Source organism: Lactiplantibacillus sp. DA1 (genome assembly GCF_032681335.1).
In the GTDB taxonomy this organism is placed as follows: Bacteria; Bacillota; Bacilli; order Lactobacillales; family Lactobacillaceae; genus Lactiplantibacillus.
The window spans coordinates 181,577-202,534 of record NZ_JAWHTQ010000003.1 but is presented as its reverse complement, the minus strand read 5'-3'; the positions used below and the strand labels follow the sequence as shown (position 1 = coordinate 202,534).

The following is a 20,958-nucleotide window of genomic DNA, read 5'->3' as shown; positions in this document are numbered from 1 at the left end:
CTCACAATCAGTAAAAAAAAAGTATTAGATTTACACTAATTAAGTATCATATCGTTAGTGTAAAATTAGAAGAATGCCCATTTAACGGAGATAAGTGTGGTGTTAGATGCTTTTGTAAGCGCTTGAATCAAATTGTGTATTGTGTAACAATGTTAATTGTAAGCGGTTTACATACTATTTGAAACGAGGGTTTGAACATGAAAATTAAAGCAGCAGTGGTTGATAAAGTAAACGATCCATTTGTCATTAAAGATGATATTGAATTAGCTGAAATGAAAGCAACTGATTTACAAATCAAAATGGTTGCGACTGGAATTTGCCATTCTGATGAAGCAATTCGGCGGGGTGATGCGTCGCTAGGTTATCCAGTAATTTTAGGACACGAAGGTTCTGGAATCGTCGAAAAGGTCGGTTCAGAAGTAACTAATTTTGAAGTGGGCGACCATGTTATTCTATCATTTTACGCTGACGGAACATGTGATAACTGTCTGAAAGGCATGCCAACTAAATGTCGGAATTATGCCGACTATAACTTGAGTGGGACTCGTCCCGATGGTTCCGACCATTTCCAAGAAAACGGGCACCATATCAGTGATATGTTCGACCAATCTTCCTTCACGACTCATACGGTAGTTGACCAACGTAATGCGGTTAAAGTACCAAAAGAACTAGATTTACGTCGCTTGGGACCTTTAGGCTGCGGCTATGTCACCGGGAGTGGCACTGTTTTGAACAGTTTACAGCCGCGCCCAGGACAAACAATTGCAGTCTTTGGGACTGGTGCGGTTGGTTTAGCGGCAATGATGGCTGGTAAGATTTCAGGTTGTACTGAAGTGATTGCGGTCGACATTGTTGATTCACGGCTAGAACTTGCTAAGGAATTGGGTGCCACCCATGCCATCAACAGTAAGGAAGAAGACCCCGTTGAAGCCATCAAGAAGTTAACGCACGGTTACGGGGTCGACTTTGCCGTTGATACGACTGGGGTAGAACCAGTTATGGTTTCTGCAATCCATGCACTTGCTCAAGGTGGGACTGCGGCCTTGATTGCCGTTACGGCCAAAAATATCACCATTAGCTCATGGAACGATTTGTGTGTTGATGACAAGAAAGTCATCGGTGTTAACATGGGTGATGCCATTCCTGGCGTTGATATCCCACGGTTGATCGATTTCTATCAACATGGTATGTTTCCATTTGAAAAGACTGAAAAGTTCTATAAGTTTGAAGATATTAATCAAGCCAATGCTGATTCCGGGAGTGGTAAGACCATTAAGCCGGTTTTGATTATTGATGAGGATTATCAACCCGGCAAATAGCTGACGGGTTGGTGTTATTAGTGAGTTTTACAGGCGGCTGTGCTAAAAGTTAATTTTGGGGCAGCCGCTTTTTAGTATGTCATCATGTTGAGAATCTAAGGGCATTGATAAAGAATACTGAACCAAGTTAATTGGTGACTTTGGAGATTTATGCCGTAGTTTCACAATCATACATAGGAAAGTCCGCCTAATTACAACAGTTGTGATTAGGCGGACTCTTATGCAATATTGGAAGTTATATCAGTCTAGTACCAGTGATGATGTTGCCAGAAACGTTTAGCGTTGACCCAAGAACCATAGCGAGCAGCCACGTAGGTATTAGCGCGTCTTTCTTGATTCAGTGGCGATAAGTTGCCGTGCAAATATGAGCGTAATAACTGGTAGCGACCATAACAGCGGCCGTTACGAGCCGTGTAGCTGTAACCAGATTCACGATAAGCAATCCAATTTTTGGCGGCGCGGTTAGCCTTGGAAAGCTTAGCGTTGACCTTAGTAATTTGCTGGGCTTGACTAGGCTTTTTAGCAGCCTGAGCTGTTACTGTGATTGAGGGCACAAAACTAGTGGTAATGTTAGCGGTAATTCCGAAGATGCAACTAGCCAGAGCGAATAAGAGTATGGTTTTTAACTTGAACTTTTGCATTGTATGTATGACCCCGTTTTTTATAAGCTGATAACCGTAGCTTACGCTAATTATGTTTCAGTGATGTTAAAGAAAAGTTACCATGCTATTAAATGGAAGTTGTTCCGAATAAAACAGGGATCATTACTAATTATGAGAGGGGTTGTTTAGATTAATAATGGTACTAGTTATCACATAGAAAAATCATAATATTGTTAGGAAAACTAAAGCGCTTTATTGCATTCTTACGGTAATCTTAAAATTGAAACAACTTTATAAAAGTATTGAAGGAGTAAGGGAGTGCAATAATGGCAGAAAAAGATAATGAGAAGATTACACTGATGGCTTTAGTCATGATGATCTTCACCACGGTTTTTGGATTTGCCAATAGTACGGTTGCCTATTACTTGATGGGTTATAGCTCTATTTTATTTTACTTAGTAGCAGCAGTATTATTCTTTATTCCGTTCGCGCTAATGATGGCGGAGTTCGGGGCGGCAGTTAAGTCCGATAGTAGTGGAATGTACAAGTGGTTGGAAGTGAGCGTGAATGCGAAGTTCGCGTTTGTGGGCACGTTCATGTGGTTTGCCTCGTACATCATTTGGCTAGTCTCAACGTCGGCTAAAGTCTGGATCCCGTTTACGACCATCTTCTTTGGGAGCGATCAGACCCAACGCTTTGCGATGTTTGGCCTGAATGCGACGCAGATGATTGGACTTTTATCCTGTCTATGGATGGTGCTGGTGACGTTCGTTTCCATCAAAGGGATGAAAGGCATTGTCCGGGTCACAAGTTTAGGTGGCCTGGCAGTAACGAGTTTGACGGCGATTCTATTAGTCGTTTCGGGTATTGTTTTAGCCTTGAATCACGGGCAGTTTGCACAGCCGTTACAACATGTCATGACTTCGCCTAATCCGAGTTATCAACACCCAGTCGGGTTACTTGGATTTGCCGTTTTCGCCATTTTTGCTTACGGTGGGCTCGAAGTTCTCGGTGGGATGGTTGATAAGACCAAGAACCCCGAAAAGACCTTCCCACGCGGAATTATCATTTCGGCCATCGTCATTACCTTAGGCTATGGCCTGGGAATCTTCTGCTGGGGGATTAGTACGAACTGGCAAGCCGTTTTGTCGAATCCAACGACTAACCTTGGTAATATTAGTTATGTCATGATGCAAAACTTGGGTTATGTCTTAGGGCAAGCGCTTGGTTTGAGTACAGCGGCGGCTAAGACAATGGGACTGTGGTTCGCACGGTACACCGGCTTAGGGATGTTCCTCGCTTACAGTGGGGCGTTCTTCACCTTAACTTATTCACCATTGAAGACGCTTATCTTGGGAACACCTAAGGAACTGTGGCCGAAGAAATTTACGAAGCTCAACAAAGCTGGTATGCCAAGTTATGCCATGATGGTTCAATGTGCCATCGTGATTGTGATCATCTTGGTGGCGTCTTTTGCAACGGCAGACGCGTCGGCCTTCTACAATGTGTTGACGTTAATGGCGAACGTTTCGATGACGTTACCATACCTCTTCTTGCTATACGCGTTTCCGAAGTTTAAGGAAAACCAGAACATTGTTAAGCCTTTTGAAGTGTACAAGTCATTGACTTGGACGAAAATTATTAGTTGGGTCGTGTTCATTGTCGTCTTAGGTGCGAATGTCTTCACGTTGATCCAGCCAATCTTGGAAACTGGGCAGATTCAAAATACGATTTGGATGCTAGTTGGACCAATTGTCTTCGGTGTGGCCGGGATTATCTGGTATCAAGTGCGAGAACGGCATGTCAATTAAATAAACATTTTAAAAATATCATTCGATTGATTTTGCAAGCGAATGGTATTTTTTTGATGTCAAAATGCTTGGAATTTAGTACACTCATTAGTAAAAGTTACCTGAGGAGGAATGATCATGTCATTGGGGACTACGTTAAAACAAGCACGTAAAGCCCAGCGACTCAATCAACAGCAAGCCGCGCAGGGAATTTGTGCGCAATCAATGCTTTCGGCAATTGAAAATGATCACTATGTGCCGAATGCTCGCCTGTTACTCGCGCTGTGCCGGCGATTAGGAGTCGCGGTAAGTACATTGAGCTTAGCGGACGATTTTGAAATCAGTGCCGACCTGGCGTTTAATGCTCGCGTTCAGCAAATTTGCAATGCTCATCAATACCAGCAATTGAAGAATTGGCTATTACAACCAGCAGCGTTAGAGCATGTTCAAACGGATGAGCAGACGCAGGCTTACTATTATTATTTAGGTGTGGCTTGTTGGCAGGTTGACCGTACCTCAGATGTGGCGCAACAAAATTTACGCTTGGCGATCGGCATGGCTGCGTCCAATACGCCACTGACAACGTTGACGCGCTTAGCACTGATTTCACTAGCCGTCGTCAAGGCTAGTCACCATCCGCAAGCTAAAGTCACGACTCTGGTCACACGGGCATTAACCGGTATTGACGAAGGGGCGTACGCAGAAAACGATAATATTGTCTTTTACCTTGCTGGATTAGTGGCCTACGAACAACACGACACCCAACTGGCATTGACTCGTTTGACGCAGGGCTTGGCCTTTGCAACGACGCATAATTCGCACTATATGCTGGCAAATATTTATCAACTGATGGCGCAACTCGCAATGTTGGCGGGGGAGAGCGCCACGGCACAGGTTGCCAGCCAACGGTCACAAGTTTTTAAAGACCTATTTAAAGAACAAGTTAACGACCGCTTGTAAATTATCAGTATTCTGATTTTATGTTGGCGTCCCCACCGTGTATTTTATAATCACCAACTAAATACATGTGCACTTGATCTAACGGCCCGTTATTGATTTGGAGTGGTTGGCCGTAATAACGATGACCGGGTCAGGGTGAACATTGGGGGTTATCAAATGACAACAGCATTATTTACCAATCAAGTATTAACACAGGCAACTCCAGCAACGGTGCGAGCATTGCTAGCAGATCCGCTGAACTTACCAGCATGGGCGACTGCCATTACCACGGTCAAGCCAACCGCGACGGGGTACGTGTTACAGCGGTCCGGTTCGGCTTTTGATCAGCCGGAACAGTTGCAGGTTACAGTCGGCGCTGACCAGGTCGTTTATCACAGTGAGGGGGGCCAATTGGGATATGAAATTGTGTTCACCATGACGCCATTGGCCGAGCGAACTGCGGTCCAGGAAGAAGTCTCCCTTACGACTACACCGCCGAGCTGGCTACCGTTGCCACTAGTGAAGCCCGTCATGCAACGAGACTTTCAGCGGAAGTTGGGTCAATTGGCAACATTAGCGGAGGAACAGCCGAATGACGATTAATGATGGGATGACGTTAATAAAAGTGTTAGTGACGTGGTGGTCTGTCAGTTGGTTATTACGGGCCACTTTGATCGGCGTTGTTGGAATAATTGCCTATCGTTTTTTGAAGCAGCGTCAATTTAAGTGAGTTAAGACGATGACAGCTTTTATGCCTAATATCTAATCGTAACTATTATTATTTAGTGTGCGTTTAACTATCATCCGAAAACTAATTCCGGTATTCTATGGGTATTCTTTTGAAGGAGGAAATCTCATGAATCAACCAGAATTACGTGACCCACGCTATTTATATAAGACAGATGGCTTTGATAAGCAGGATCAGGAGACGCCCGCACTACAAGCTAAGATGCGTCCTGAACCCGATTGTGGTGAGAAGAGTTACCAAGGACATGATAAGTTGTTGAATCGACGCGTTTTGATCACGGGTGGTGATTCGGGAATTGGCCGGGCCACTGCGATTGCTTTTGCACGGGAAGGCGCTGATGTTGCAATTCAGTACTTGCCGGGCGAGGAGACGGATGCTGAGGCGGTTGCCGAACTAGTGCGCGCTGCGGGCCGTCAAGCGTTATTACTACCTTGTGATTTTAAGGACGTTGACGTTGTGACCGACCTCGTGAACCGAACGATTGCTGAATTCGGTGGTATCGACACGCTTGTCTTAAATGCCGGCCAACAGATTTCACAACCTTCACTGACTAAGCTGCCAATCGAACAGGTGCGTGCGACCTTCGAAGTGAATATCGTCGCGATGTTTGCGTTAGCTCAGGCGGCCTTGCCAAAGATGCCCGCTGGCGGTAGCATCGTCACCACGACTTCGATTCAAGCCTATGCGCCGAGTGGTCATCTATTAGATTATGCGGCGACTAAGGCGGCTATTAAGAACTTTACGATTAATTTAGCAGCCGAAGCGGCCGAAAAGGGGATTCGGGTCAATGGCGTTGCTCCCGGGCCAATCTGGACGCCCTTACAACTAGATCAAGGTCAACCAATTGAGGCATTGCCAAAGTTTGGGCAAGACACCTTGCTCAAACGAGCGGGACAACCCGCAGAACTAGCACCAGTGTACGTCTTTTTAGCTTCTAACGACGCGAGCTATGTGACCGCGCAAATTTATGGCGTGACTGGTGGCGGCGTGATTAATTAAGCTGTCAATGTAAGTTAAATACCGATTGACTTAAATAATTAATAAGCGGCTATCTTGAATGAGTTGGATTAACTCATTCAAGATAGCCGCTTTAGTAGGCTGAACGATTGAATTATGGGTGCATTAAATAGTCTAGCGTCGCGGTTCCCACCGCTTTGGCTGCAATCAACAAGCAGTCTTCATTCATCATAAAATCGGGGCTGTGATGCGGATGATTCTCGCCTGGCGTCGTTTGACAGCCGGCGTAGATAAAGGTGCTGGGCTTGACTTGTGCAAAATAGGCGAAGTCCTCCGAGGGGTCTTGGGGACCGCAGTCGAAAATTTTAGTAATCTCTGGAATTTGAGCAGCCTGAATACTCCTGACGACGCGCTGTGTCAGACTCGCATCATTCATGAGGACCGGATAATTATCATCATAATCAAGCACAACTTGGACGCCGAAAGTCGCACCCACGCCGTTCGCAATTTTAGTAATCTGGTCACGGATTGTCTGGCGTGTGTTTTCATCCATAATCCGCACATCACCTTTAAGGGTGACTTGCGCTTTGATAGCATTGAAGGAACCGACGCCATCGAACGAGCCAATGGTGACACTGCCGGTATCAAACGGGTCAATCCGACGGGAAACGACGGTTTGTAAGGCGGTCACAAAGTAACTCCCGGCAACAATGGCATCGTTTGAGAGGTGGGGCATCGAGGCGTGCCCACCCTTACCCGTGAAGGTGACCGTAAAGTTAGCCCGCCCGGTCTGCGTCGCATTTAAGTGATAGGCAATTGAGCCCGTCGGCATGGTACTCATAACGTGCAGCCCAATGACGTTATCGATGCCGTCTAGGACGCCAGCGGCCAACATGCCCTTAGCACCACCTGGTGAAACTTCTTCAGCGGGTTGGTGAATAATGCGGATGCGACCACGCAACTGGTCTTTCAGACCTAGCAAAGTCTTCGCCAGTACCATGAGATAAGCAGTATGACCATCGTGTCCACAGGCGTGCATGACGTTTGTGTTTTGTGATTTGAATGATAAGTGGTTGTCTTCTTGGATCGCTAAGGCATCAAAATCAGCGCGTAATGCTAATTGAGGTCCAGGGTGACCGCTATCAATGTCGACAACGAAGCCGTACCCATCACCATAAGCGGTGGTTGGAACCCCCAGTTCACGATAGAATTGTTTAATGTAAGCCGCGGTTTGTTTTTCATGAAATGAAATCTCGGGGTGGGCGTGTAAGTGGCGACGAATCTTGATCATTTCCGATTCGGCCGCTGTTAGTTGTTGCATGAGTTGTGCTTGAAGGGACATTAGAATCTTCCTTTCTGATCGTTAGTCAGCGCTATCGCTAGTGTAGCATCAAATAAGAAGATTAGTGGTAATTATGCAACGGGTCAGGTCAATAAATTGGGGAACGTGAGGGGCATTAAGAATATTGAGTATTAGGAGGCGCGATGACTTCAAAATAAGCCAATGGATTGTCACAACCCACTGGCTTATTTTGAATTTGATTATTATTAGAATTTGCAGCTCCTTTTAACATTAATTTTTACTATGGAGATTACAGTAACTGAGTTCGATAACTGAATGATGTGACTAGGCAGGCTATAATCGAACATTGTATTCATTAATTGCGCCCACACATACCGAATTATTAACATTGTAATCTGTTTTTGCAAAAGATATGATATATTGATTGTCCTGACTGTTAATTTCAGGTACCCTAAACAGGGAGACCACAATTATGAGGAGGAACGATTGATGAAGATTTTGATGCCATATTTTAAGCGGTATCGACTAGACGTCTGGATTGCGATGTTGTCGGTCATCGTCTTAGTGTTTGCGACGTTATGGCAACCGCGATTATTGCAAGTCATTATGGAAGCTATTATCAAGAATGATCAGGCTACGGTATTCCGTGAAGGGCTGATGTTACTTGGTTTAGCCGTACTGGGAATTATCGGTGGGATTGTGAATACGATATACGCAGCCCGGGTGGCCCTTGGTGTGGCGACCGACTTGCGAGCTGACCTATACGCTAAGGTCCAGTCATTAGCCTACGCTGACGTGGAAAAATTTTCACCGTCCAACTTAGTGGTACGAATGACGAATGATATTAATCAAGTCCAACAGATCGTGATGGCTGGCTTTCAGCAGATTACCCGGATTCCATTACTATTCATCGGGGCACTGATTCTCGCTGTGATGACGATGCCTGAGCAGTGGTGGGTTATTGTTGTTATGATGGCGGTAATCTTAGGGGTCGCACTGATTGCAGTGCGGCGGATGACTAAATACTTTGCACAAACGCAACAAGATATTGAAAACGTTAATACGGTTGCCCGCGAAAACTTAATGGGGATTCGGGTCGTTAAATCGTTTGTTCAAGAACCAAATGAGATCAAAAAGTTTTCAGCTGCGTCCGACGAACTAACCGCCGTGACCGCTAAAATTGGTTACTGGTTCGCTATTCTAATGCCAGCATTCTTTCTGACGGCCAACGTGGCAGTTGGGGCAGCGGTATACTTGGTTGGTCAAACGATTACTACGCACCCGTCTTATTTATCAGCTATTACGAGTTTTATTTCTTATCTAATGCAGATTTTATTTGCCGTAATCAATGGTGGCTTTCTCATGACTTTTGCGTCGCGGGCCGTTATCTCACTTGGTCGGATCGGCGAAGTGATGGTCACCGAACCAAGTATGACTTACGTTGATGGCGACGCAGCGCCCGTAGCTGGTGATATTCATTTTGACCACGTGACCTTTACTTATCCGGGGGATACGCAACCAACGTTAAAAGATGTGACCTTTACGGTAAAAGCAGGATCCATGTTGGGAATCGTTGGCGCCACTGGCTCTGGTAAGACGACGTTGGCGCAGTTGATTGCCCGGCTATATGACCCGGATAGTGGGACGGTCTCCATCGGTGGGATTGATGTGCGGGCCTTACCGGAAAAAGCACTTCGGTCCACAGTGGCCTATGTCTTACAACGGTCCACGTTGTTTTCTGGCACGATTGCGGGTAACTTACGGCAAGTTAAGCCGGATGCCCAGCCTAGTCACATGCAATGGGCGGCTAATATCGCGCAGTCCGCTGAATTCATTGAACGGTTGCCGCAGACGTACGATGCCCCTGTTGAAGAACGGTCACAGAACTTTTCGGGTGGTCAGAAGCAGCGACTGGCGATTACGCGTGGCGTGATTGCCAATCCAGAAATCTTGATTTTAGATGATGCCACTTCAGCATTGGATGCCCGTTCTGAAAAACTCGTTCAGGAAGCTCTGGACCGTGAATTGAAATCAACAACGACTGTGGTGATTGCTGAAAAAATCGCCTCCATTATTCGTGCGGATCAAATCTTAGTCTTAGATAGTGGTCGGATCTCAGGTAGTGGGACCCACCAAGAATTGTTACAAGACAGTGCGATTTATCGCGCTATTTATCAAACGCAAAAAGCACGGGAGGAGGGCTTACATGAGTGATTTACGCAATGCTGGTAAATATTACTGGCACTATTTAAAACGCTACTGGTTAGGCTTCTTGCTAAGTGTGATTCTGATTGCCTTTTCAACTTGGTGCATTGTCATCGCACCGACTTATTTGGGACGGGCCGTGGAAGAACTGACGCAGTACTTGCAACAGTGGACCAATCAAGCGACCCGGACACAAGCGAGTTTGCAACCGTTCAACCGGACGCTGATTATCTACGTTTTGTTGTATGTTGGTGATGCTAGTACGATTTTTATTGCCAGCTTGATTTTGGCACGCGTGACGGCCTTTTCGACCGGGACAATGCGGGTGGGCCTATTTCGGAAGATGCAACGGATGAAGGTTCAGTACTTTGATACGCATAGTGATGGCGATATTCTGGCTCGCTTCACCTCTGACCTAGATAATATTTTTAATGCCATGAATCAAGCTTTGCTAGAAATTTTATTAGCCGTGGCGCAGTTTGTTGGTCTACTAATTGTGATGTTTAATCAAAACACTACGATGGCGTGGGTGACGATGGCTTCTACGCCGGTTGCATTAATTATCGCGGCGTTTGTCATGCACAAGGCTGGCGTCGCGGTGAACCAACAACAGGATGATATCGGTCAACTGAATGGTTATATCAATGAACAAATTACCGGTCAAAAAGTCTTGATTACCAACGGCTTACAGCAGGACTCCTTGAAAGGCTTTCATCAGTATAATGGTAAGGTTCGGCAGTCAGCGTTGACGGGTCAAATCTGGTCAGGTATTTTGAATCCACTGATGCAAGGGATGTCACTGCTTAACACGGCAATCGTTATCTTCTTTGGTTCGTGGTTGGCGTTAAATGGGAGTATGTCGACTGGGGCAGCCTTGGCGCTGGTTGTGGTGTTCGTTAACTATGCTCAACAGTATTACCAACCAATTATGTCATTGACCAGTTTATATAGTATGATTCAGTTAGCGATTACTGGTGCGCGGCGGGTCGATGAAGTCCGTAATCAACCGGATGAAGTGAGCCCTGCTAACGGTCAAGCGCTCGACGGGATTCATGATGAATTACTGATTGATAATGTGCGCTTTAGTTACTTACCAGGTAAAGAAATCTTACATGGGGTGTCGATTCATGTGCACCGCGGTGAGATGGTGGCACTCGTTGGCCCGACTGGTTCGGGGAAAACAACGGTGATGAACTTATTGAATCGCTTCTATGATGTTGATAGTGGTGCGATTACGTTTGATGGGGTGAATATTCAAGACTTTGATCTCCAGGTGCTACGGCAAAATGTCGGGATTGTCTTACAGGAACCCCAGTTATTTACGGGCACGATTGCGGATAATATTCGTTACGGGGACCCAACGGCTAGTATGGATCGGGTCATCGATGCGGCGAAGCAGGCTAATATTCATGACTTTGTGATGAGCCTGCCAGATGGCTATCAGACGCGCGTTTCCGACGAACAGAGTATTTTTTCTGCTGGTCAAAAGCAGTTGATGTCGATTGCCCGGACGATTTTAACCAATCCGAAATTATTGATCTTGGATGAAGCGACTTCGAACGTTGATACGGTGACGGAAGCCAATATTCAAGCCGCAATGGACAACGTCATCCAAGGGCGAACCAGCTTTGTCATTGCTCACCGCTTGAAAACAATCCTGAATGCCGATAAAATCGTTGTATTGAAGGATGGTCAAATTATTGAACAGGGGAACCACCATGATTTATTAGCGGCAGACGGCTTCTATGCGGAACTGTATCGTAATCAGATGGTCTTTGAGTAATGAAAGTATAAGGAGTCGGACATGGCAGGGCAAGAGCAACAAGTACGGGTCTCAATTCCAGTCTCAGCATTAAAACGAGCCGGGATTGACCGTGATGATCAGTTACAGTTAAAGGTGCGTAATGACGCACTAGTCTTAGAGAAAATTCAGCCACGGCAACCGCAGTGGCAGCAATACTTGATAATCTGGCCGCTGTTAGTTGCAATCCTATCAGGGTTAGCCAGTTACGGGTACTGGTGGTTTCAAAAAGTTCGGCCAGTTCCACTGACGGGCGCACAATCAATCGGGAGCTTGACAATTGTGGCCGGCGTGGTTACCGGCGCCGTGTTATTTATTGGGTTCTTCTTAAAAACACGTAATGATCCAGAGAATCGATTTTCGCGGCATATTTATTGGCGGAACTTCCCAGTCATTACGATTGCATTTATTATGATCTTAGCCTTTGCACTAGTCGGGGCTTTCTGGGTATTAGAATTATTGTTTCCAGATGTCATTTTCGATCGCTTTACGTCTATGTTGCTACTGGTCTTGTTTACGTATTTTGCGGATGCGTTCATGATTAGTGCCGCGCTGACGATTAATGCGCGGTCGCTATCAACGATTTTAACGGTGGTGATTGTCAGTGGCTGTGTTATCTCAATGGCGGCTAATGGTCAACGGCGGTGGTGGCAGCATAATTTAAGCTTTCTGGGAACGCATGCCGCTGAAAATGCTTGGCAATTCAATCTCACACTGATTTTTTCGGCGCTGTTAATGGTCGTGTTAATCGATTACCTGTTTGTCTCGCTTAGCCGAATTTATCCACGTACTTGGCGGACATCAACGTTGCGGATACTATTGACGTTGACCGCCATCGATTTCGGAGCGGTCGGGCTATTTCCTAACAACCTGACGTTTCACTGGTTACATGACTTAGTCGCTGGTGGCTTGGTCACGTTACTAGTCTTGTTGATTGTGGGGGTGCGCTGGTTATTACCAGCCGTGACGAAAGATTTCCTGTGGTTATCTTACGGCGTTGGCGTGGTACTATTATTGCTCAACTTCGGCTTTCGCTGGTTTGGCTACCCGTCACTAACGGCATTTGAAATTCAAGCCTTTGCGATTTCGTTTGGCTGGTTGCTGATGTTATTTTCACGCCTGCAAGCGTTAGTTAATGAAGATCCGGGATTACTGACGATTAAGTTGGAACAGGAAAGTGCAGCAGCTGATAATTAGGTCGTATAGTCGATGTTCTCAACTTATCGAAAATCAATGTTTTAAAAATAATCTTGTAAGTCACGGTGGATAGTGAATTACAGGATTATTTTTTGATAAAAAACTAGTATTCACATGAGTTTTATTTTATAATTATGGGTGGGGAACAAGTGTTCTGACACGTTTTAAATTAGGAGGTGGTTACGATGCAGCGTACTTACATGGCAATTGATTTAAAGTCATTCTATGCTTCAGTAGAGTGTGTTGCGCATCACTTAGATCCGCTGAATGCGAACTTAGTAGTAGCGGATGCTAGCCGGACTGATAAGACGATTTGCCTGGCAGTTTCACCGGCCTTGAAACAGTTTGGTGTTCCAGGGCGGCCCCGCTTATTTCAGGTCGAACAACGGGTGACTGCTTTGAATCGTGAACGCGGCCGCCAAACGTCATATCAGTATGTTCAACGACATCGATCCATTTATCGTGACCAACTATTACGTCAGCCCAAGCTAGGGATTGATTACCAGGTCGTTCCACCACGAATGAGTTATTACATGCAGCAGAGTGCGGCTATTTATGATATTTATCTGCGATTCATCAAGCCTGAGCATATTCACGTTTACTCGATTGATGAGGTTTTTATGGATATAACCGAATATTTACAAACCTATCAGGTGACACCCCATACGTTAGCTAAGGCCATGATTCATGAAATTCAAGCAGAGACGGGGATTACGGCGACTGCTGGGATTGGAACGAACCTGTACTTGGCCAAGGTCGCAATGGATATTGTGGCTAAGAAGATGCCTGCCGATGAAGATGGTGTACGGATTGCACAGATGGACGAATATCAGTACCGTCACTATTTATGGGCTCACCAACCGTTGACTGATTTTTGGCGCGTGGGGCATGGTTATGCCAAACGATTAGCGGCGCTGGGGTTACATACGATGGGGGATATTGCACGTTGTTCATTAGGAACTTTATCAGATTCGTGGAATGAAGAAGTCTTGTACCGGGAGTTTGGGAAGAACGCTGAACTTTTGATTGATCATGCTTGGGGGGCAGAGACTGCCACTTTAGCTGATATTAAACACTATCATGCTAGCGAACATGGAATCTATGCCAGTCAGGTACTCATGCGGCCATATACTTATGCAGAAGGTCGATCAGTTTTGCGCGGCATGGTGAATAATCTAGTTCTTGAACTCGTTAAGCGCCAGGTTGTGACTGATCAACTGGGGATACGGATTGATTATGATGCGCAACGGTCGGAGAATGCGGCTGATTATCAGGGGACGATGACTGAAGATTATTATGGCCGACGTGTGCTTAAGCCAGCTCATACAACCGTAAAATTGGCGCAGGCAACGGCTTCTCAGCGAGAATTAGGGACAGCGTATCAACAACTTTATCAGCAAGTGGTTAACCAACAGCTGCTAATTCGGCGAGTAACGGTGATTGCTAATCACCTTGTTGATGAACAGCAATTAAGCCAGCAACCGCGGTATCAACAGACGAACTTATTTGAAAATCCAGACATTGCAAAAAAACGCGATCAGATTGCTCAGCAGCAACGTGAACGCGACCAGCGTTTACAACAAGCGATTTTAAACTTACAACGAAGCTCCGGTAATAAAAATGTCGTGATCCGTCTGGCCGATTTAAAGACCGGTGCAACCACGATTGAACGTAACGAGCAGATTGGAGGTCATCGCGCATAATGACAACTGATCATCAAACACAGACTGCGGCGTTATTCAATGATACGAGCCAGTACGCCGATATTATTGATCGACCACAGCCAGTGGCAAAATGGCACATACCAATGCCACAAGCTGATCGCGCCGCTCAGTTTGCCCCGTTTGCTGCTTTGACCGGCTATCATGAACTAATTGGACAACGGGCAGCAATCTATGCCCATAAACATTATCCAACCAAGCAGGCTAAGCAACGGGTTGTCGCACAGTTAAAAGCGATTATGGCTTTGCCAGCCACGACGCAACTGAATCTTGATTACTTTAATGATGCGGTCGGTTATTATCAGACGGCGACTAGCCAATTATGTCGGTTGGACTGGAAACGTGGACGCGTTTATTTCACAACGATTGCCAGTATCGCCATGGCCAACATCCGTAGCGTTTCTATAGCGAATCCCAAAGATAAATGAGCACCCAGTAGCAAGCAGCTACCTGGTGCTCATTTAGGTTCCTTACTTAGTAGAGTATGGCACGATACTTACTTAGCGGTAATCTGCATGCGACCATTGCGTTTCGATGTGTACAAGTTGCTATCAACGCGTTGATAAAAATCCGTTGGCGTCTGATCGTGTGCAGCTAATTCCGATAATCCCACTGAAATTGAGAGTTGAATCTGGTGATCATTAACTGGAACGTCGATGTGATTAATGGCCATGAATAACTGCTCGGCGATGGGTCGTGCTTCGTCCAATTCATAGCCGGGAAAAATTACGTTGAATTCTTCGCCACCCGTTCGGTATAACGTGATTTGGGGATTGTTGGCTTGGAAGATCGTTTCAGCGACTTGGGTAACGTGTTGTAAAATCTTATCACCGGCGAGATGACCATAAGTGTCGTTCACCTGTTTAAAGTGATCGATGTCAAACATCATCATAGTTAGCTTTAAGCCGTTTTTACGACTAACCGTAAATTGGTAATTAATCGCGTTAGTGTAAGCGGCAAAATTTTCGGTTTTGGTGAGGGCGTCGTGATTCGCAAACGAGACAAGATTCTGTTTAAGCTGAGCATTGGCTGATAACATACTAGCGTAAATGTAGAGGAGGACTTCGAAGACTAGCAAGTAACTCCATTCTTGCAAGTAAGTTTCCCAGGATAAGTTGAATTTAAGTTTCATTAACCACCATAAAATGGCGCCAAAGCTTGCACATACTGACAAATAAATTGCGATTTGGCCGTTTTTAGTTTGTAACGGTACACGCTTACGGAGCCGCCCCAGTACGGTAAAGAATCCAATCAAGACGATTGCGTGAGCCCATGATTGCCAGTAACCAGTTGACCGATTATAGATCATGAAGATGAGGATGAGTGGATACAAGTAATAATAGCGAACCCGAATATTAAGAAAGTAACCACAGAAGGTTAGGGCGATCAGTTGAAAATTCATAAAAGCCCACGCGTCGCTTTGACCGATAATTAAAGACTGCATCCCAAAAACAAATACCATCATATAGAGTAAGCCGTACCAGTCATTGATTATTGATTCATCGACCGAGTGGTGGTGTGTTTTTATGAATGTGAGCAGCCAATTTTGTGATACCCAATAGAGTGTCAAGACACCAAGAATAAAAAAACACTAGTAATAAACGGTGAGATCGTCCAATGTGACCAAGTCATACGCCAAACACCTTCCAAGTTACTAACCATACATTGGTTTAAATTGAATTACATAGGACTAAGTATAGCCCTTTAACCGCTAAATAGCGACCATGATTGTGCCGCTTTGGACATTTTTTATCAATGATGATGGTGACTGTTAATCACTGGGACGGCGCGTTATGAATTGTTGGTATTAAATGGGTTATCGTAATTGGGTATCATGTGGATTGTCAAAGTGACCGAGTGGATGGGGTTGTGTGCGTGGGCAACGATGATCGTATGGCTGCTTGGGGATTGGATGGCATTTGAATGATTCCTCGGTGATCTGGCCGGGCAGTAATGAAGCCGGTGTTTACTAGCCAAGCATTGACAGTGACTGGGCCGACAAATTGAAAGCCTATTTGACGTAATTGACGTGCAACCTGGTCACCGGTAATGGTCGTACGTGGTAGGTCGCTAAAATATTGGCAATTTAAGACGAGTTGTTGATAATGTAGGTGTTGCCAGAGATAAGCTTCGAAGGATTGCGTGCGTTGAATTTGTTGGATCAATTGTGCATTGTGAATAACAGCTTGGATTTTACGTTGATTACGGATAATACTGGGGTCCTGGCATAACTGGATGATTTTGGACGCATCATAGGCGGCGACGGCCGCAATGTCCCAATCTTGAAATGCGGATCGAAAGGCAGCCCGTTTATTTAAGACTAACGACCAATTTAGACCAGCCGCGAAGTTGCCTAGGCTTAGAAATTCAAATAGACGTTCGTCACAGTGTAGAGGCATCCCCCATTCGTTTTCAAAATAATACTGATAGTCCGGGTAATACGGATAGTAGCGATTAAATAGGGGGTCATCATCGAACCAAGTAGTGATCATCAGGACAGTCCTCATTTCTAAATTATTGGTAGGATATATCAATACGCATTGTACTAATGATTGTTTAATCATGCTTCCTGACAGTTGAATTAGCACAACGTGTATCAGGTAGTTACGTTAACTGGGCTGATCGGCATGTCCTTAACTAAAAAATTGCCCAACCGATGAGCGGCGAGCAATTGGTGAGCTAGCGGTGATCTTTAATGACTAGATTGGTTGGCATGTGGCGAACCAGCTTGGCCGCGTGATCACGCTTGATTTGTGTCACAATGGTGGTCAAATTGACCGTTGCTGTCAAATCCTTTTGAAAAGTATGAACGCCGAAACTATCATAGGTTACCTGCCCATTTTTGAATGTAAACCAGTTGGGCTGTAGTTGCTTGGCACCAGCCTGAATGTGTTTATCTGGCCAAACTAAATACTTGGTTTGCCCATTTTCAGTATAGATTTCAACTTGCCAGCCTAATTGAAAATCACTTACTTCCTGCCAGCGCTGAATTTTAAGATGCTTTACGGCGTAGTAAATAATACAGCTGAATCGTAGCGCATCATTATTTTTTACGGCCGCCATGGTAATCGGGGGAACGTGATGGCGAACCTGTGTTTTGCGAACGTCTGGCGTGGTGGCTGGTGGCTGGCGTAAGGTGAACAGACCGACAATTATCCCAATAATAAGAATGGTTAGGCTAGTAACTAAAATTTTTTTCATTATAAACTCCTCAGAACAGAAATGTAAAACGTAAAAATTACTATTTACAATGCGACTAAATATTGCTATGCTTTAAAACGTAATTATTACTATTTAAAAAAGGGGTGTCAATTATGCAACGATTTTGGCGATTATTAGTTGGATTAATGATTAGTGGGGGCATACTGGCGGGATGTCAATCAAAGCAGCCAGCCGCCGACACGGCTAAAACTAACGTCGTTACAACAACGGATTTTTATGGGAGCGTGGCCAAGGCGGTTGGTGGCAAACACGTCACGGTGACGTCCATTATTAATAAGCCGTCCGTGGACCCACATGATTTTGAACCGACGCCAGCTGTGGCTAAGACGGTTAGCAAGGCGGACATCGTGGTTGCAAACGGACTGGGCTATGATGGCTGGATGAATAAGGTCGTTCGGTCAACAAAGCAGGCTAAGTTGATTCGGGTCGGCGAAGATGTGTTGCACCGTAAAGCCGGCGTTAATGAACATCTGTGGTACGATGCTCAAACGATGCCAGCAACCGCGAATTATCTTGCCAAGCAGTTGGCTAAGCAACAACCGCAATACCGAGCTTATTTTAAAGCGAATGCCAAACGATATATTGCGACGCTTAAGCCGATTCAACGCGAACGAGCAAAGTTACAAGCTAAAGCGAAAAAAATGCAGCATCGGCAAGTTCTAGTTAGTGAACCCGTTTTTGACTATGCACTCACTAGTTTAGGTTTTAAAGTCGTCAATCGCGATTTTGAAAATGCTGTTGAAAAGGGAACGGATCCATCGCCACAAGTAATCCACAAGATGCAACGGGCATTGAAACAACGCCAAGTAGCCTTTTTTGTGAATAACCAGCAAGTCAGTGATAAACTCGTTGCTAACATGGTGTCCTTGGCTAAGAAAAATCACATACCAGTACTATCGGTCACTGAGACGATGCCCGCACATCTGACCTATCAACAGTGGATGCTCAAACAGTACCGGCAGCTTAACCAGTTACTATCCGATTAACGTTTGCACCTGCAAGGCAACGACGCCATATTGACGGACTTGGGCTGGTGAGTACAATGTTTGCATTTCTTGAACCATTTGCGTTACCGACGTTTCAGGGGCACTACCAACTTGAATGGCCGTGTACTGGCTCAGGAGGGACTCAAAATCAATATATGTCTCAATTCGCATGATTTTAGTCGTCAGGGGTTGACCAGTTGCTAAATCAATAAAAGTTACTAATTCATCGACGTGTAAAGCTTGACGTTTGGTGTCGTTCAACCGGATCTCGATTGTTTTAATGCCAGCTTTTATCAACAACCATTGTGAATGAACTAATTGCATCGTTACCATCAATACCACTTCCTGTTAGTTTAGCCTTAATTATAGTCGATAACTAACAAAATAGGTGCGTAAACATTGGCCCTGCCTCTTCTGAGTGTTGCTTAATAATGATTGGTAAGTTAATACCGTCTATAATTGGAACCAAGCGACAGGGGGAAATGACAAAACGAACACCGATTCCAGTAAGACTTTGGATCGTGGGGATTGTGAACACCTTGATTATTATGTATGCGTGGAGTCGCTCACTGTTAGGTCGACCGTTGCAATTGGGTAATCAACGTTTTACTTGGCTCGGGCTAGTTTATTTAACTGGCGGCTATCTTTTTCCGTTAGTCGCACCATGGCTGACGAATCCCTTAGCGCTGATGTCTTTTGAATTTATGGCGCTGACTGATCACTTGGCACTCGGTTGGTTGGGCTATCTGGTCCTAATATTAGTCGTACTGTGTGGTTTCAACGGGCTAATTCGAGACTTGTACCTAGCATGATCTTCGTAATTGTTGGGGGAATTTGTATTGACGTTCCGCGCAATGGTGCTTGGGGCATCTGCATACCTTGGATGTACGGTTCACCGGTGATTTGAAAGAAAGTGAACGGGTTGATGAGGCGATTGTTGTTAGTAACTAGCTGCGGTATGGTTGGTGTTGGCTGGGTTTGGCCAGCAGCTTTTCCAATATATCAAGTGATTGTGGGAATGCTTGTTTTAGTAGTGGCCTACGCGCACCAGTTACACTTAACATTATAAGCATGCGCCAAAAAAGGCTGGGAATTTCCCAGCCTTTTTGATGTACGATTTTAATAAAGCGCCCAGGCTTGCATGCCTTGTGCGTGGTATAAATTAACGGCAGCGTCGATTTGTTGTTGGACGGAGCCACCGCTAATATGAATGTTTTGGAATAAACCGTAGGCGCCACTTGCGCCGTTAACGACGTGGGGTTGCCAGTTGGATTCACGATTGATAATGTGATTCCAAGTTCCAGCATCAACGCCAGTTCGCGCTTGCATTTGACCCAGCACGTAACTTTGTAAGTTATTGCCAGCGTTACTTTCAGTTGTTGGTGTCGTCTCTGGGGCTGTTGTTACTGGTTCACTAGTTTGAGCCGGAGCCGCTGGTGTTTGAACTGGTGCAGTCGAGTCGTTGGATGTTTCAACTAGTTGTGTCGATGCCGGTTGAACCGGTGCGGAAGTGACGGGTATTGCTGGTGCCTGATTAGTCAGCGATTGGTTGGTCGCACCCGGAATCCGTAATTGTTGGCCTGGTAAAATTAAATGGCCGTGAATGTTGTTGGCCGTTTCGATTGATTCAATGGTGGTTTTGTATTCTTGTGAAATTGTCCAGACACAGTCACCCTTCTTAACGGTGTAAGTTGCGTCGGCGTTCGCAGAAACAGCTCCAGCCATCAATAAGCCAACCGTTGCAGCAGATGTTGTTAAGATTGTGGTTAATAATTTTTTCAAGTTAAACTCTCCTATTTTTGTAAACAATCAGCGTGTCGTGACGATTTGTTGATCAACAAAAATTAGTATAGCGGCGTTTTGTTACTTGAACGTATCGGTAATTTTAAGAAGGGATTGCGAGATTCTGAGAAAATAATGGCGGCAGAATATTTTCCGCGAGTATTTATTGTTGTGCTGACTGGCTGTAACCGATTCAATATATCGCTAATTAATATAAACAATGTAACAAAAATATGTATAAAATAATTTCAAAAAGCAGTGATGATTGAGCCTATTAGCTAAAAAAGCCGATATAACTGTGATTCAGGCGACGTTCTCTATACCGAAAAGTTAATAGACATCATCATAAGTAACTAAGCTGGTGGCAATGAATTGATGGGCGTATC

At 45.1% G+C, this 20,958-nt stretch carries 19 protein-coding genes and 1 pseudogene; 13 read left to right on the top strand and 7 right to left on the bottom strand.

Features of this window, described 5'->3' with window-relative positions:
* Window positions 1-197 precede the first annotated feature (197 nt).
* Window positions 198-1,319, top strand: coding sequence for an NAD(P)-dependent alcohol dehydrogenase (locus tag RXV91_RS06010; RefSeq protein WP_003642307.1), 1,122 nt, complete (start codon window positions 198-200; stop codon window positions 1,317-1,319).
* Between the two features lie 245 nt (window positions 1,320-1,564).
* On the opposite strand, the gene RXV91_RS06005 is transcribed toward RXV91_RS06010, so the two are convergent.
* On the bottom strand, window positions 1,565-1,960 hold the full coding sequence (locus RXV91_RS06005) for a transglycosylase (protein WP_316439113.1): 396 nt from the start codon (window positions 1,958-1,960) through the stop codon (window positions 1,565-1,567).
* A gap of 287 nt (window positions 1,961-2,247) precedes the next feature.
* Between RXV91_RS06005 and yjeM the strand changes: the two genes are divergently transcribed.
* From yjeM to RXV91_RS05980, 5 genes are all read left to right on the top strand, one after another.
* The gene (gene yjeM / locus RXV91_RS06000) at window positions 2,248-3,732 is read left to right on the top strand and encodes a glutamate/gamma-aminobutyrate family transporter YjeM (protein ID WP_316439112.1); all 1,485 of its coding nucleotides are present in this window, start codon (window positions 2,248-2,250) and stop codon (window positions 3,730-3,732) included.
* A 117-nt stretch (window positions 3,733-3,849) separates the two neighbouring features.
* Window positions 3,850-4,671: a helix-turn-helix transcriptional regulator gene (locus RXV91_RS05995; RefSeq protein ID WP_316439111.1), complete on the top strand. Its 822-nt coding sequence runs from the start codon at window positions 3,850-3,852 to the stop codon at window positions 4,669-4,671.
* Window positions 4,672-4,827: 156 nt separating this feature from the next.
* On the top strand, window positions 4,828-5,253 hold the full coding sequence (locus RXV91_RS05990; RefSeq protein WP_003644883.1) for an SRPBCC family protein: 426 nt from the start codon (window positions 4,828-4,830) through the stop codon (window positions 5,251-5,253).
* Window positions 5,243-5,380, top strand: a complete 138-nt coding sequence (locus RXV91_RS05985) for a hypothetical protein (protein ID WP_003642299.1) — start codon at window positions 5,243-5,245, stop codon at window positions 5,378-5,380. The genes RXV91_RS05990 and RXV91_RS05985 overlap by 11 nt, the downstream gene beginning before the upstream one ends.
* Before the next feature lie 126 nt (window positions 5,381-5,506).
* Entirely contained in the window at window positions 5,507-6,397 is an 891-nt protein-coding gene (locus tag RXV91_RS05980; RefSeq protein WP_316439110.1) for an SDR family oxidoreductase, read from the top strand.
* A 112-nt stretch (window positions 6,398-6,509) separates the two neighbouring features.
* On the opposite strand, the gene RXV91_RS05975 is transcribed toward RXV91_RS05980, so the two are convergent.
* Window positions 6,510-7,697, bottom strand: coding sequence for an amidohydrolase (locus RXV91_RS05975; protein WP_316439109.1), 1,188 nt, complete (start codon window positions 7,695-7,697; stop codon window positions 6,510-6,512).
* A 450-nt stretch (window positions 7,698-8,147) separates the two neighbouring features.
* Between RXV91_RS05975 and RXV91_RS05970 the strand changes: the two genes are divergently transcribed.
* The 5 genes from RXV91_RS05970 (at window position 8,148) to RXV91_RS05950 (ending at window position 15,010) form a co-directional block, all read left to right on the top strand.
* Complete coding sequence (locus tag RXV91_RS05970; protein WP_316439108.1) at window positions 8,148-9,872, top strand: ABC transporter ATP-binding protein; 1,725 nt, start codon at window positions 8,148-8,150, stop codon at window positions 9,870-9,872.
* Window positions 9,865-11,646: an ABC transporter ATP-binding protein gene (locus RXV91_RS05965; RefSeq protein WP_316439107.1), complete on the top strand. Its 1,782-nt coding sequence runs from the start codon at window positions 9,865-9,867 to the stop codon at window positions 11,644-11,646. The genes RXV91_RS05970 and RXV91_RS05965 overlap by 8 nt, the downstream gene beginning before the upstream one ends.
* A gap of 21 nt (window positions 11,647-11,667) precedes the next feature.
* The gene (locus tag RXV91_RS05960) at window positions 11,668-12,861 is read left to right on the top strand and encodes a hypothetical protein (RefSeq protein ID WP_316439106.1); all 1,194 of its coding nucleotides are present in this window, start codon (window positions 11,668-11,670) and stop codon (window positions 12,859-12,861) included.
* A 185-nt stretch (window positions 12,862-13,046) separates the two neighbouring features.
* A complete protein-coding gene (locus tag RXV91_RS05955) occupies window positions 13,047-14,564 on the top strand; it encodes a LytTR family transcriptional regulator (RefSeq protein WP_316439105.1) in 1,518 nt (505 codons plus the stop codon).
* Window positions 14,564-15,010, top strand: coding sequence for a hypothetical protein (locus tag RXV91_RS05950; RefSeq protein ID WP_316439104.1), 447 nt, complete (start codon window positions 14,564-14,566; stop codon window positions 15,008-15,010). Before RXV91_RS05955 ends, RXV91_RS05950 begins: the two co-directional genes overlap by 1 nt.
* Window positions 15,011-15,078: 68 nt before the next feature.
* Here RXV91_RS05950 and RXV91_RS05945 read toward each other — a convergent pair.
* The 3 genes and pseudogenes from RXV91_RS05945 to RXV91_RS05935 all read right to left on the bottom strand — a co-directional run bounded on the left by RXV91_RS05945 (window position 15,079) and on the right by RXV91_RS05935 (window position 17,783).
* A pseudogene (locus tag RXV91_RS05945) lies at window positions 15,079-16,214 on the bottom strand (GGDEF domain-containing protein).
* A 212-nt stretch (window positions 16,215-16,426) separates the two neighbouring features.
* The gene (locus RXV91_RS05940) at window positions 16,427-17,074 is read right to left on the bottom strand and encodes a DNA-3-methyladenine glycosylase I (RefSeq protein WP_316439103.1); all 648 of its coding nucleotides are present in this window, start codon (window positions 17,072-17,074) and stop codon (window positions 16,427-16,429) included.
* A 187-nt stretch (window positions 17,075-17,261) separates the two neighbouring features.
* The gene (locus RXV91_RS05935) at window positions 17,262-17,783 is read right to left on the bottom strand and encodes a hypothetical protein (protein WP_316439102.1); all 522 of its coding nucleotides are present in this window, start codon (window positions 17,781-17,783) and stop codon (window positions 17,262-17,264) included.
* 113 nt (window positions 17,784-17,896) lie between these two features.
* Between RXV91_RS05935 and RXV91_RS05930 the strand changes: the two genes are divergently transcribed.
* Window positions 17,897-18,790: a metal ABC transporter solute-binding protein gene (locus tag RXV91_RS05930; RefSeq protein WP_316439101.1), complete on the top strand. Its 894-nt coding sequence runs from the start codon at window positions 17,897-17,899 to the stop codon at window positions 18,788-18,790.
* Here the strand turns inward: RXV91_RS05930 and RXV91_RS05925 are convergent.
* A complete protein-coding gene (locus RXV91_RS05925; protein WP_316439100.1) occupies window positions 18,779-19,123 on the bottom strand; it encodes an ASCH domain-containing protein in 345 nt (114 codons plus the stop codon). The two genes, RXV91_RS05930 and RXV91_RS05925, sit on opposite strands and share 12 nt — an antisense overlap.
* A 149-nt stretch (window positions 19,124-19,272) precedes the next feature.
* Between RXV91_RS05925 and RXV91_RS05920 the strand changes: the two genes are divergently transcribed.
* Complete coding sequence (locus RXV91_RS05920; protein WP_316439099.1) at window positions 19,273-19,602, top strand: hypothetical protein; 330 nt, start codon at window positions 19,273-19,275, stop codon at window positions 19,600-19,602.
* A gap of 307 nt (window positions 19,603-19,909) precedes the next feature.
* Here the strand turns inward: RXV91_RS05920 and RXV91_RS05915 are convergent, their stop codons facing one another.
* Window positions 19,910-20,572: a LysM peptidoglycan-binding domain-containing protein gene (locus RXV91_RS05915; RefSeq protein WP_316439098.1), complete on the bottom strand. Its 663-nt coding sequence runs from the start codon at window positions 20,570-20,572 to the stop codon at window positions 19,910-19,912.
* Between the last annotated feature and the right edge of the window lie 386 nt (window positions 20,573-20,958).